General features: G+C 30.0%; 9 protein-coding genes. 8 read left to right on the plus strand and 1 reads right to left on the minus strand.

Features of this window, described 5'->3' with window-relative positions:
• Positions 1 to 37 precede the first annotated feature (37 nt).
• The 5 genes from ACYUET_RS11045 (at position 38) to ACYUET_RS11065 (ending at position 5376) form a co-directional block, all read left to right on the plus strand.
• A complete protein-coding gene (locus tag ACYUET_RS11045) occupies positions 38 to 595 on the plus strand; it encodes a glycerol-3-phosphate responsive antiterminator (protein WP_460279595.1) in 558 nt (185 codons plus the stop codon).
• A 94-nt stretch (positions 596 to 689) separates the two neighbouring features.
• Positions 690 to 2189 carry a glycerol kinase GlpK gene (gene glpK, locus ACYUET_RS11050; RefSeq protein WP_460279597.1) on the plus strand — a complete coding sequence of 500 codons (1500 nt, stop codon included), beginning with the start codon at positions 690 to 692 and terminating at the stop codon, positions 2187 to 2189.
• Between the two features lie 135 nt (positions 2190 to 2324).
• Positions 2325 to 3755, plus strand: coding sequence for an FAD-dependent oxidoreductase (locus ACYUET_RS11055; protein WP_460279598.1), 1431 nt, complete (start codon positions 2325 to 2327; stop codon positions 3753 to 3755).
• 12 nt (positions 3756 to 3767) lie between these two features.
• The gene (locus tag ACYUET_RS11060; protein WP_460279600.1) at positions 3768 to 5021 is read left to right on the plus strand and encodes an NAD(P)/FAD-dependent oxidoreductase; all 1254 of its coding nucleotides are present in this window, start codon (positions 3768 to 3770) and stop codon (positions 5019 to 5021) included.
• A 1-nt stretch (position 5022) separates the two neighbouring features.
• Positions 5023 to 5376 carry a DUF1667 domain-containing protein gene (locus ACYUET_RS11065; RefSeq protein WP_460279602.1) on the plus strand — a complete coding sequence of 118 codons (354 nt, stop codon included), beginning with the start codon at positions 5023 to 5025 and terminating at the stop codon, positions 5374 to 5376.
• 365 nt (positions 5377 to 5741) lie between these two features.
• On the opposite strand, the gene ACYUET_RS11070 is transcribed toward ACYUET_RS11065, so the two are convergent.
• Positions 5742 to 7052, minus strand: a complete 1311-nt coding sequence (locus ACYUET_RS11070; RefSeq protein ID WP_460279604.1) for an aspartate kinase — start codon at positions 7050 to 7052, stop codon at positions 5742 to 5744.
• 411 nt (positions 7053 to 7463) lie between these two features.
• Here ACYUET_RS11070 and glnA point away from each other — a divergent pair, with 411 nt between their 5' ends.
• The 3 genes from glnA to gltB all read left to right on the plus strand — a co-directional run bounded on the left by glnA (position 7464) and on the right by gltB (position 14064).
• The gene (gene glnA / locus ACYUET_RS11075; RefSeq protein ID WP_460279606.1) at positions 7464 to 8795 is read left to right on the plus strand and encodes a type I glutamate--ammonia ligase; all 1332 of its coding nucleotides are present in this window, start codon (positions 7464 to 7466) and stop codon (positions 8793 to 8795) included.
• Between the two features lie 34 nt (positions 8796 to 8829).
• Positions 8830 to 9390, plus strand: coding sequence for an ANTAR domain-containing response regulator (locus ACYUET_RS11080; protein ID WP_460279607.1), 561 nt, complete (start codon positions 8830 to 8832; stop codon positions 9388 to 9390).
• A gap of 99 nt (positions 9391 to 9489) precedes the next feature.
• Entirely contained in the window at positions 9490 to 14064 is a 4575-nt protein-coding gene (gene gltB / locus ACYUET_RS11085) for a glutamate synthase large subunit (protein ID WP_460279609.1), read from the plus strand.

Raw genomic sequence — 14064 nt, forward strand, 5'->3', positions numbered from 1 at the left:
AAAACATCAAAAGAAAACGTTTAATAGAGGGTGGACAATGAGTATTAGAAATTTACTAGAACAAAATCCTATCATAGCCGCAGTAAAAAATAAAGAACAATTAGATTTAGCATTAGACTCCTCAGCTGAAATTATATTTGTATTATTTGGAGATGTAATGAATATTAAGGAAATTAGTGAGTCGATAGTTTCTAGAGGAAAGGTAGGCATAATACATATTGATTTAGTTGAAGGTTTTACAAACAAAGAAGTTGTAATAAGGTTTATAAAACAAGAAACTAAATTTAATGGAATTATAAGTACAAAACCTCAGGTAGTTAAAACTGCTAAAAGTTATGGACTAGTAGCAATACAAAGAGTATTTATATTTGATACAATCGCTTTAAATAATGCAAAAAATCATTTAGTGTTAGATTGTGATGCGCTAGAAATATTACCTGGACTTATTCCAAAGGTAATAAAAATTATTTCAGATGAATCGAATAAACCTGTTATTGCAGGAGGTTTGATTGCTGATAAAGAAGATGTAATGTTAGCATTGAGTTCAGGAGCAACTTGCGTTTCCACAACTAAAAAAGAAATTTGGAATATGTAGGCTTAAGTGTATTAGAGTAATAGCTGCATAAAACATAGGTGTGTTTTGTGCGGCTTTATTTTATATAATTATTTTGAGAGGATTGGTGAATTAAATGGGTAATTACATCGTAGCATTAGATCAAGGAACTACAAGTTCAAGAGCAATTGTATTTGACAAGGAGCAAAATATTGTAGGGGTAAGTCAAAAAGAATTTACTCAAATTTATCCTAAAGAAGGATGGGTTGAACATAATCCGTTAGAAATATGGTCAAGCCAATATGGAGTGCTTCAAGAAGTATTAGCAAAAACAAACATAAGTGCTGATGAAATCGCAGCAATAGGTATAACAAATCAAAGAGAAACTACAATAGTATGGGATAAGAACACTGGAGAACCAGTTTACAATGCTATAGTATGGCAATGTAGAAGAACAGCCCCAATAGTAGAAGAATATAAGAAAGATGCAGAATTTGTTGAATATGTAAAAGAAAACACTGGATTATTATTAGATGCTTATTTCTCAGGAACTAAAATCAAATGGATTTTAGATAATGTTGAAGGTGCAAGAGAAAAAGCAGAAAAAGGAGATTTATTATTTGGTACAGTTGATACATGGTTAGTTTGGAAATTAACAAATGGTAAGGTTCATGTAACCGACTACACTAATGCTTCAAGAACTCTTCTTTATAACATAAAAGAATTAAAATGGGATGAAAAGATAATCAATAGATTAGGAATTCCAACATCAATGTTACCTGAAGTTAAAAATTCTTCTGAAGTTTATGGATATGCAAACCTTGGCGGTGTTGGGGGCGTTAGAGTTCCAATAGCTGGTATGGCTGGAGACCAACAATGTGCTTTATTTGGACAAACTTGTTTCGAAAAAGGTAGTGCTAAAAACACTTATGGAACTGGATGTTTCTTACTTATGAATACAGGAGAAGATATGGTTCTTAGCAAAAATGGACTAGTAACTACAATCGCTGTTGGTATTGATAATAAAGTTGAATATGCTTTAGAAGGTTCAGTATTCGTTGGTGGAGCTGTAATTCAATGGGTTAGAGATGAACTTCAATTCATCCATGATGCAGCAGATTCAGAATACTTCGCTAAGAAAGTACCAGACAATGGTGGAGTTTATGTTGTTCCAGCATTCGTTGGACTAGGTGCACCATACTGGGATATGTATGCTAGAGGAGCTATCTTTGGATTAACTAGAGGAGCTAATAGAAATCATATAATCAGAGCAGCTCTTGAAGCAATAGCTTACCAAACTAATGACTTATTAACAGCTATGGCAGAAGATGCTGGATGTAAATTAGCATCACTTAGAGTTGATGGAGGAGCTAGTAGAAATGATCTATTAATGCAATTCCAAGCTGATATTTCTAATACACAAGTTCTTAGACCAATAATAACTGAAACTACAGCTTTAGGAGCTGCTTATTTAGCAGGTCTTGCAGTTAAATTCTGGGGATCAAAAGAAGAAATTGCAACTAAATGGGCTGTTAGCCAAAGCTATGCTCCAACTTTTGATAGTGCTAAGAGAGAAAAACTATATAAAGGATGGAAAAATGCAGTTTCAAGAGTAAAAGGTTGGATAGAAGAGTAGACAAACCTGAACATTTGTGTTATAATGTAAATATAAATTAAAAGTGCTTAGAGAATTAGAGTCAAGCGCAAAAACAGGTTATGTATAACGTGTATTTGTGTTTGGCTCTTTTGTTATATAAAAGGAGGATAAAATATGTATGATGTAGCAATAATTGGAGCTGGTGTCATTGGAGCTTCTATATTTAGAGAATTAACTAAATATAACTTAAAAGTGGCTGTTTTAGAAAAAGAAAAGGATGTATCAATGGGTACTTCAAAAGCTAACTCAGCAATAGTACATGCTGGATTTGATCCAAAAGAAGGTACTTTAATGGCAAAGTACAATGTAAAAGGAAATGAAATGTTTGAAGACCTTTGTAAAGAATTATCAGTTCCTTTTAAAAGAAATGGTTCATTAGTTGTAGCTCATTCAGAAGAAGAAATGGAAACTGTAAAAGGTCTTTGTGAAAATGGAACTAAAATAGGTGTTAAAGGACTAAGAGTTATAGATAAAAAAGAATTATTAGAGATGGAACCAAATCTTACAGATGAAGTTCATGGAGCTCTATATGCACCAACTGGTGGAATTGTAGGACCATTTGAGTATACGATTGCATTGTGTGAAAATGGTGTAACTAATGGTGGAGAAATTAAGCTTAAAAAAGAAGTGGTTTCAATAAAGAAAGATAATAATATATTTACAATTGAAACAGCTGATGGAGAAAAAATTCAAGCTAAATATATAGTTAATGCTGCTGGTCTTTACGCAGATAAAATTCATAATTTAATATGCAAAGAAACATTTAGTATTACTCCTAGAAGTGGAGAATACTATGTAATGGATAAATCTCAAGGTACTGTAGTATCTCATACAATATTCCCTTGTCCTTCAAAAATGGGTAAAGGTATCTTAGTTAGTCCAACAGTACATGGAAATCTTATTATCGGACCTGATGCTATTGATATAGATGATAAAGAAGATTTAGGAACAATAGGAGAAGGACTAGATGCTATAAGAGAAGCTTCTCTTCATACTACTACTAAGATTAATTTTAGAGAAAGTATCAGAAACTTTGCAGGACTTAGAGCTACTCCAAGTACTGGTGACTTTATAGTTGAAGAAAATGATGAAGTTAAAGGATTTGTAGATGCTGCTGGAATGAAATCACCAGGATTATCTTCTGCACCAGCTGTAGCAGAAGCTGTAGTTGAAATTTTAGGAAATGCAGGACTTGAATTAGCTAAAAAAGATAATTTTGTTGCTAAGAGAGAACAAGTTCATTTCATGGAATTACCAGCTGAAGAAAAAGCTAAATTAATAAAGAAGAACCCTCAATATGGAAGAATGATTTGTAGATGTGAAAGCATTACTGAAGGTGAAATCGTTGATGCTATAAAGAGATCATTTGGAACTCTTTCTCTAGATGGTATTAAGAGAAGATGTAGACCAGGAATGGGTAGATGTCAAGGTGGATTCTGTGGACCTAGAGTTCAAGAAATAATATCAAGAGAATCTGGAGTTAAACTAGAAGAAGTAGTGCAAGAAAAAGACGGTTCATACATTTTAACAGGAAAAACTAAGTAGGAGGCTTTAATTATGAGTTATGAATTAATAGTAATTGGTGGAGGTCCAGCAGGACTTGCAGCAGCATATGAAGCATATAATGAAGGAGTCAAAAAAATACTAATTCTAGAAAGAGATAAAGAAATGGGAGGAATCCTAAATCAATGCATACATAATGGATTTGGGCTTCATACTTTTAAAGAAGAATTAACAGGTCCTGAATATGCAAGCAGATTTATTGATATGCTAAAAGATACAAATGTAGAAGTTAAATTAGATACAATGGTATTAAATATAGATTCAGATAAAACTGTACATGCAATTAATTCAGAAGAAGGTTACATGACTTTAAAAACAGAAGCAGTAATACTTGCAATGGGATGTAGAGAAAGAACTAGAGGAGCTATAAATACTCCAGGAGACAGACCAGCGGGTGTATTCACTGCAGGTGCAGCTCAAAGATATATAAATATGGAAGGATATATGCCGGGTAAAGAAGTATTAATACTTGGATCTGGAGATATCGGACTTATAATGGCTAGAAGAATGACACTTGAAGGTGCAAAGGTAAAGGCTGTTGTAGAATTATGCCCATACTCTAATGGACTAAACAGAAATATTGTTCAATGTTTAAATGACTATGATATTCCACTATTCTTATCACATACTATTATTGATATAGTAGGTCAAGAAAGATTAGAAAAAGTTGTTATTGCTGAAGTTGGTCCAGATAGAAAACCAATTAAGGGAACAGAAAAAGAATTTGAAGTTGATACATTATTATTATCAGTTGGACTTATACCTGAAAATGAATTATCAACAAATGCAGGTATACAAAAAGATAATAGAACAAATGGATTAGTAGTAACAGAAAGCATGGAAACATCAATGGATGGAGTATTTGCTTGTGGTAATGTAGTTCATGTTCATGACTTAGTTGACTTTGTAACTCAAGAGTCAAAACATGCTGGAAAATCTGCAGCTAAATATATTAAAAAAGAACTTAAAAAAGGTAGCTATGTTAATATAATCAATGGACAAAACATTAATTATACAGTACCTCAAAAGCTTGATGTAGAAGCTGTAGATGATAAATTAACAATATTTATGAGAGTTAATAATATTTATCATAATAAAGCTTTAGTTGTAAGATGTAATGGTGAAGAAATTGCTAAGTTTAAGAGAACTCACTTAGCACCATCAGAAATGGAAAAAGTTATTTTAAGCAAACCTTTATTAGAAAAAGTTAAAGGTGATATTACAATATCATTAGAGGATGGTGAATAAGATGATAAAAGAATTAATTTGTATAAGCTGCCCAATGGGTTGTCATTTAAAAGTAGATGCTGAAAATAAAACAGTAACAGGAAACACTTGTAAAAGAGGAGCAGAATATGGAATAAATGAAGTTACTAACCCAGTTAGAGTAATAACTTCAACTGTTAAAGTAAAAGGTGGATCACTTCCAGTTATTCCAGTTAAAACTAATGGATCTATTCCAAAAGGACTTAACTTTAAATGTATGGAAGTTTTAAAAGAAGTAGAAGTACAAGCTCCAGTTAAAATAGGAGATGTTATTGTAAAAGATGTATTAGGAACTGGTGTAGATATAGTTGCTGCTAGAAATATGAAAGCAATATAAGAAATATCTATTATAAAAAAATGTTGGAAGTAAAATTCCAACATTTTTTTATTCTTTAGAAAATTATATATTTTAAAATCTGTGGATAACTTTTAGAATATCTTGATTTAAAGGTATTATAAGTACCACTAAAGGATAAAAAGAAAATATATTCGCCTGCCAGATTTTTTTCACATATGTTCGAAAATCTAGATGCGTAAAAAAATAGATGGTTCCACAGTCGCCTTGACGATTTTTTTATTTGGCTATATTTTAAAATAGTGTTGATATTATACTAATCAACACTTACTTAAAGCCGAGTTTTTTTGTTTGAAAAATAAGATAAGACTATGTTTTAAAACATAGTCTTATCTATAAAATATTTATTAATTAAAAGCATGATAAATTGCAGCTATAGCCTTTTCAAAATTATCATTTTCTATTCCGATTAATATGTTAATTTCACTTGAGCCTTGATCAATCATTCTAATATTAACATCAGCCTCTGATAAGGCATGAAATATTTTTGCAGCAACTCCTTTTTGTTTAGCCATTCCTTTACCTACTGTAGCAACTAATGCCATATTTGGATGAACAACTATTGAGTCAGGATTACAAGTTCTTTTAATCTCATCTAAAATACGTTCTTTTTTGTTTTTTAATTGTGAATCTGAAATAACAAGACATACAGTATCTATTCCTGAAGGCATATTTTCAAATGAAACATTATTATTTTCAAGGATAGATAATAATTTTCTACAAAATCCTAATTCAGAATTCATAAGAGCTTTTGAAATAGAAATTACAGTAAAATCTTTTTTGCCTGCAATACCAGTTATAATTTGAGTATCATCACTAAATGAATCTTCTACAATAAATGTTCCTTTATCTTCAGGTCTATTTGTGTTTTTTATATTAATAGGGATACCTAATTCTCTTACAGGGAAAATAGCATCTTCATGTAGTACAGAAGCACCCATATAAGAAAGCTCCCTAAGTTCAGTATAAGTAATTGTACTTATAGGTTTTGGATTATCAATTATTCTAGGATCAGTCATTAAGAAACCTGAAACATCAGTCCAGTTTTCATAAAGATCAGCATTTAAACCTGCTGCTACTAATGCTCCAGTAACATCAGATCCACCACGAGAAAAAGTTACTATATCTCCTTTTTCATCAGCACCATAAAAACCAGGAATTACAGCACCATTAGTTGGTGAAAGTTTTTGTTTTAATAAGTCAAGAGTTTTTTTACAATCTAAAGTTCCGCTATTATTAAAAACAATAACATCTTTTGCATCAACAAATTCATAACCTAAATAGTTGCTTAGAATTAATGCATTCAAGTATTCCCCTCTACTTGCTGTATAATCCTTAGAAGCACCACTTTCGATATTTTTCTTTACTGTATTTAAGTGGTATTCTATATCAAAGTCTAATTCTAAATCTTTAACTATACCAATATATCTTTTTTGAATATGACTAAAAACATCATCTAAAGAAATACCAGCATCAACATGAGCGTGACAAAGATATAGTAAATCTGTTATTTTAGAATCTTTAGAATTTCTTTTGCCAGGTGCTGAAGGTATTACATATTTTCTTGATTTATTTAAATCAATTATATGTTTTACTTTTTTAAATTGATTAGCATCTGCTAAAGAACTTCCACCAAATTTTGTTATAATAGTATTCATTTTTATAGCCCCCTAAAAATGTAGTGTTATTATATGTAAAATATATAAATTTACATATAATAACATTGTAACAACTTATTATTTAATATTCAACAATTTTATATATGATAAACTATAAACTTAAATATAAGAATAAGTAATAAAAAAATATGTGTGGTAAAAATTATATATAAATTTGTGATTAACATTTTATTAAAATAATAGAAGTTAATCAGACTATATTGTAAATATATTTGATTTTAAATAATAAATCACTTTGTAAAATAAAAAAATAATAATATTTTATTAAAAAGTAGTTGAATTAGTTTTTTATATAATATATAATAAGAAAAAATGATTGAGCAAAGGCGTTCAATGGACAATTATAAAGGTTCATTGTACGCCTTTTTTTAATAAAAAGGGGGATATATTATGGCAAAGTATACAAAAGAGGATATTATAAACTTAGTAAAAGAAAATGGGGTTAAATTTATAAGACTTCAATTCACTGACATGTTTGGAGCATTAAAAAATGTAGCAATAACAGACAAGCAATTAGAAAAGGCATTAAATAATGAATGTATGTTTGATGGTTCATCAATTGATGGTTTTGTAAGCATTGAAGAATCAGATATGAGTTTAAGACCAAATTTAGATAGTTTTGTTATTTTTCCATGGAGACCTCAACAAGGAAAAGTTGCTAGATTAATATGTGATGTTTATATGCCAGATGGTAAACCATTTGAAGGAGATCCAAGATATATATTAAAAAGAGCTATAGCAGAAGCAAAAGAACTTGGATATGAAATGAATGTTGGACCAGAGTGTGAATTCTTTTTATTTGAGACTGATGAAAATGGAAATCCTACAACTAAGACACAAGATAAAGCAGGATACTTTGATTTAGCACCTACAGATTTGGGTGAAAATGCTAGAAGAGATATAACTTTAGCTTTAGAAGATATGGGATTTGAAATAGAAGCTTCTCACCATGAAGTTGCAGAAGGACAAAATGAAATTGACTTTAAGTATGGAGATGCATTAACAACAGCAGATAATATTATGACATTTAAATTAGTTGTTAAATCTATAGCTCAAAGACATGGATTATATGCATCTTTTATGCCTAAACCAATTTTTGGAATAAATGGTTCAGGTATGCATGTCAATATGTCATTATTTAAAGATGGAAAAAATGTATTTGTTGATGAAAATGATCCTAAAGGCTTAAGTAAAATAGCATATCAATTTATAGCTGGATTATTAAAAAATGTTAAGGGATTAGCTGCTGTTACAAATCCATTAGTTAATTCTTATAAGAGATTAGTACCAGGTTATGAAGCACCAGTTTATTTAGCTTGGTCTTGTAAGAATAGAACAGCATTAATAAGGGTACCAGCATCTAGAGGAGCAGGAACTAGAGTGGAATTAAGATGCCCAGATCCAAGTTCTAATCCATATTTAGTATTAGCTTGTCTTTTACAAGCAGGATTAGACGGAATAAAAAATAACTTAGAAGTACCAGCTGAAGTTGAAGCGAATATTTTTGATATGACAGATAAAGAAAGAAAGAATAATAATATAGATAATTTACCAGATAATTTATATGAAGCTGTTAATTTCATGAAAGAAAGTGAGTTAGCTAAAAAAGCATTAGGAGAGCATACATTTAATAATTATATTAAAGCAAAAGCTGCTGAGTGGGATGATTATAGAACAAAAGTTCATAATTGGGAATTAGAAAATTATTTAAGTAAATACTAATATAAATCATTCTTATTTTAAGGTGGGAATTGCAATGGCAAAAACAGAAAAAATAGTTATAGCTTTAAGCAATACAGAAACAGCCACAAAATTAAAGAATCTATTAATGCAAGAAGGGTATAATGTTATAGCATTATGTAATTCAGGTAATGAATTAATTAGATTAGTAATAAAAAATTCTCCAGATCTAGTTTTAGTAGGACATAAATTTAAAGATATGAGTTTATTAGATGTTTATGAAACATTAGTAGACACTACTAGCTTTTTAGCCATTGTGAATGAACCATATAAATCATTTATAGAAGAAGATACAGATATATATTGTATTGGAACTAAAATATCAAATGTGCTTTTGACAAATGCAATTGATTTAATATTTCAAAGTAAAAGAAGAATTAAAAAATTAAAAGAAAAGGTTGAAGAGTTAGAGCATACTTTAGAAGAAAGAAAACTTATTGAAAAAGCTAAAGGTAAATTGATGTTAGATTCAGGTATTACAGAAAATGAAGCTTTTAGATATATGCAAAAATTAAGTATGGATTCTGGAAGGAAATTAGGAGAAATTGCTAATTTAATTTTAAGTGAATCACAATGACCGTGTAGATAAAATTTACGAGTAATTATGTCTAAAAAAGAGATATATTTACTCGTTATTTTGCTACAAATGGATATATTTTTAAAAGGAGGAATTTAAGTGGAAAATTTTGATTCTAATTTACAAGGTTTATATAGACAAAGTTTTGAACATGATGCATGTGGTATTGGTACTATTGTAAATATTGATGGTGAAAAATCTCATGAAATTTTATCAGATTGTTTAACTATTTTAGAAAATTTAAAACACAGAGGCGGAACTGGTTCGGATGAAAATACTGGAGATGGGGCAGGAGTATTATTTAACATACCTCATAAATTTTTCAAAGAAGAATTAAAATTAAAAGGAATAACTCTTGGTAGTGAAGGTGACTATGCAGTTGCTATGGTATTTTTACCACAGGAGAAAAAGGCAAGAAAAGAAGCAATTAACCTTTTAGAAGAGATTATTAAAGAGGAAGGTATAGAATTGTTTGCTTGGAGAGAAGTTCCGGTAAATCCTTCAATATTAGGTAAAGCATCTTTAGAAGCAATGCCAGTAATTATGCAGGCTTTTGTAAAAAGACCAAAGTGGATAAAAAAAGGAATAGCATTTGAGAGAGAACTTTATATAATTAGAAGAAATTTAGAAAAAAGAGCAACTTGGATAAGTAAATTTCTTAATGAAACTTTTTACATAGCTTCTTTTTCATCTAAGACTATTGTATATAAGGGAATGTTATTATCAACTCAATTAAGAGAATTTTATAAAGATTTAAATGATGAAAGAGTTAAAACATTTCTTGCATTAGTACATTCGAGATTTAGTACTAACACATTTCCAAGCTGGGAAAGAGCACATCCAAATAGATTTATGATTCATAATGGAGAGATAAACACATTAAGAGGAAATGTGAATAAAGTTTACTCAAGAGAAACTAATGTAAAATCAAGAGTACTTGGAAAAGATTTAAATAGAGTATTACCAATTATAAATAAAGAAGGATCTGATTCAGCAATTTTAGATAATAATTTAGAATTTTTATATATGAATGGTATGGATTTAACAAGAGCTGTTATGATGGCAATTCCTGAACCATGGCAAAAAAGTAAAACTATGAGTGAGGAAAAAAGAGCATTTTATGAGTATAATGCTACATTGATGGAACCATGGGATGGTCCAGCATCAATAGTATTTACTGATGGGGAAAAAGTTGGAGCAGTTTTAGATAGAAATGGATTAAGACCATCTAGATACTATATAACTAAAGATAGAAGGCTAATTTTATCTTCAGAAGTTGGAGCATTAGATATTTCACCAGAAATTATAGAAAAGAAAGACAGATTAAGACCTGGTAGAATGTTAATTGTAGATACAGTGAAAAAAGAAATTATTGATGATGAGAAATTAAAACATACTTATGCTATAGAGCATCCTTATGGAGAATGGCTTGAAGAAAAATTATTAACTTTAGATAAGATGAAAGTTAGCAAATCATTAAAAATAGAATATGACAAAGAAACTATAAAAAAATTAGAGAAAGCTTTTGGTTATACTTATGAGGAAGTGAAAACAACAATCCTTCCAATGGCTAAAAATGCTTCAGAACCACTTTCAGCAATGGGAGTTGATACTCCGATATCAGTATTATCAAAGCAAGCACAACCATTATTTAATTATTTCAAACAATTATTTGCACAGGTAACAAATCCACCTATAGATGCAATTAGAGAGGAAATAGTTACAGCTTCTAATGTTTATATAGGCCCAGAAGGCAATATTTTAGAAGATAAGCCAACAAATTGTGAGCTTATAAAGCTTGATTCACCGATAATAAATAATGAAGAATTATCAAAAATAAAGGCACTTAATGAAGGAAATTTAAAATCAAAAGTTATAGATATTGTATTTGATAAAGGCGAATCCCTAGAAGATGCATTAGATGAAATGTTTGACAAAGCACAAGAAGCATATGAAAAAGGATATACTATTCTAATATTGTCAGATAGAAGTGTATGTTCAACTAAGATTCCAATACCATCATTACTTGCAGTATCATCATTGCATCAATATTTAGTTAAAAAGGGAACTAGAACATCTGTAGGATTAATACTAGAAACGGGAGAACCAAGAGAAGTACATCATTTTGCTACATTAATAGGATTTGGAGCATCAGCTATAAATCCATATATGTCATATGAATCTATAAGAAATCTTATTGAAGAAGGAATGCTTGAAGTTGAATATGAAAAGGCTGTTTATAATTACAATAAGGCTATTCTTAAAGGTATAATCAAGATACTTTCTAAAATGGGAATTTCAACAATTCAATCTTATCAAGGAGCACAGATTTTTGAAGCTATAGGTATAGGTAAAGAAGTAATAGATAAATATTTTACTAATACTGTAAGTAGAATTGGAGGCATTGGCTTAAAAGAAATTCAAAGAGAAGCTGAAATAAATCATGAAAATGCATTTAGAGATAAAACTTATGCTTCTGATTTTGAGTTAGATTCTCCAGGATATGAAAAGCTTAGATCAGGAGAGGAAAAAGAAGAACATTTATATAATCCATTAACTATTCACAAGTTACAAGAGGCAACTAAAATAGGAGATTATAATTTATTTAAAGAATATTCTTCTTTAATTGATAATCAAGAATCTGAAATAACTTTAAGAGGATTATTAGAATTTAATTATAATTCTAAAAGTATTTCATTAGATGAAGTTGAACCAGTTTCTGAAATAGTTAAAAGATTTAAAACAGGAGCTATGTCATATGGATCAATTTCAAAAGAGGCACATGAAGCATTAGCTATTGCTATGAATAGAATTGGCGGTAAATCTAATACCGGTGAAGGTGGAGAAGATAGAGAAAGATGGAATAGAGATGAAAATGGTGATTCAAGAAGATCATCAATAAAACAAGTTGCATCTGGTAGATTTGGAGTAACATCTGAATATTTAGTAAATGCTGATGAATTACAAATAAAGCTTGCGCAAGGAGCAAAACCAGGTGAAGGAGGACAATTACCAGCTACTAAGGTTTATCCATGGATTGCAAAAACAAGACATTCAACTACTGGAGTTGGACTTATATCACCACCACCACATCATGATATTTATTCAATAGAAGATTTAGCACAATTAATTTATGATTTAAAAAATGTTAATACAAATGCAGCAGTGTCTGTAAAGTTAGTATCAGAATGTGGTGTTGGTACTGTTGCAGCTGGTGTTGCAAAAGGTGGAGCTGATGTAATACTTATATCAGGTTATGATGGAGGTACAGGTGCATCACCTAAAAATTCAATTAAAAATGCAGGGCTTCCATGGGAACTTGGATTAGCAGAAGCACACCAAACTTTATTAATAAATGAATTAAGAGATAGAGTTAAGGTTGAAGTTGATGGTAAGCTTATGACGGGAAGAGATGTAGCAATTGCAGCACTTCTTGGTGCTGAGGAATTTGGATTTGCAACTGCACCATTAGTATCACTTGGATGTGTCATGATGAGAGTATGTAATTTAGATACTTGTCCAGTTGGAATTGCAACTCAAAATGAAGAATTAAGAAAAAGATTTAAAGGAAAACCAGAATATGTAGTTAATTTTATGTATTTTATAGCACAAGAATTAAGAGAAATAATGGCAAGTCTTGGTTTTAGAAAATTAGATGAAATGGTAGGAAGAGTAGATAGGCTTAAACAAAAAGAAAATATTCATGGCTGGAAAGCAAAAAATATTGATTTAAGTTCTATATTATATACACCAGATAAATTTAAAGGTAAAGTGGTTAAGTTTGATGAAAGAAGAAAATATGATCATAAATTAGATGAAGTAATAGATAAGGAAGTACTTATTGGTAAATGCCAAGATGCAATAAGAAATGGTGAAAATGTAAAATTTGAACTGGATGTAACTAATATTAATAGAACTTTAGGAACTATGCTTGGTTCTGAAATAACAAAGGAACATGGATCAAAAGGATTAAAAGAAGATTCTATAGTTATTAAATGTAATGGTGCAGCAGGTCAAAGTTTTGGGTCATTTATACCTAAAGGTTTGACACTTGAAGTTGAAGGCGATGCTAATGACTATTTTGGAAAGGGTATATCAGGTGGTAAACTTATAGTTTATCCTCCAAAGAAATCAACATTTATTGCGGAAGAAAATATTTTAATTGGTAATGTAGCTTTATATGGTGCAACTTTAGGAAAAGTATTTATAAATGGTATTGCTGGTGAAAGATTCTGTGTAAGAAACTCAGGGGCTACAGCAGTAGTTGAAGGTGTTGGAGCACATGGATGTGAGTATATGACAGGTGGTAAAGTTGTTGTTTTAGGTAAAATAGGAATAAATTTTGCAGCAGGTATGAGTGGCGGAATTGCTTATCTTTATAAAGAAGATAAGAACTTTAAAATAAATATAAATGATGAGATGGTTCTTTTAGAGGAATTAGATTTAGATGATGAAGAAGAATTAAAGAATTTAATAGAAGAACATGTTAAAGCTACAGGATCGTCTAAAGGAAACAGAATAGTATCTAATTTTGAAGTAGAAAAATATAACTTTATAAAAATAATTCCTAGAGATTATAAAAAAGTATTGGAAATAGTTGAAAAATATAAAAATCTTGGATGTGATGAAGAAGAAGCATTAATGAAAACATTTGAAGAAGTTAAAGGAAGATAG

Source organism: Clostridium sp. CTA-5, assembly GCF_054768135.1.

Bases quoted from the DNA above. Each gene is read 5' to 3' on its own strand.
- ACYUET_RS11065 (WP_460279602.1), top strand. From the start codon at position 5,023: ATGATAAAAGAATTAATTTGTATAAGCTGCCCAATGGGTTGTCATTTA.
- ACYUET_RS11060 (WP_460279600.1), top strand. From the start codon at position 3,768: ATGAGTTATGAATTAATAGTAATTGGTGGAGGTCCAGCAGGACTTGCA.
- ACYUET_RS11080 (WP_460279607.1), top strand. From the start codon at position 8,830: ATGGCAAAAACAGAAAAAATAGTTATAGCTTTAAGCAATACAGAAACA.
- ACYUET_RS11070 (WP_460279604.1), bottom strand. From the start codon at position 7,052: ATGAATACTATTATAACAAAATTTGGTGGAAGTTCTTTAGCAGATGCT.
- glnA (WP_460279606.1), top strand. From the start codon at position 7,464: ATGGCAAAGTATACAAAAGAGGATATTATAAACTTAGTAAAAGAAAAT.
- ACYUET_RS11055 (WP_460279598.1), top strand. From the start codon at position 2,325: ATGTATGATGTAGCAATAATTGGAGCTGGTGTCATTGGAGCTTCTATA.
- ACYUET_RS11045 (WP_460279595.1), top strand. From the start codon at position 38: ATGAGTATTAGAAATTTACTAGAACAAAATCCTATCATAGCCGCAGTA.
- glpK (WP_460279597.1), top strand. From the start codon at position 690: ATGGGTAATTACATCGTAGCATTAGATCAAGGAACTACAAGTTCAAGA.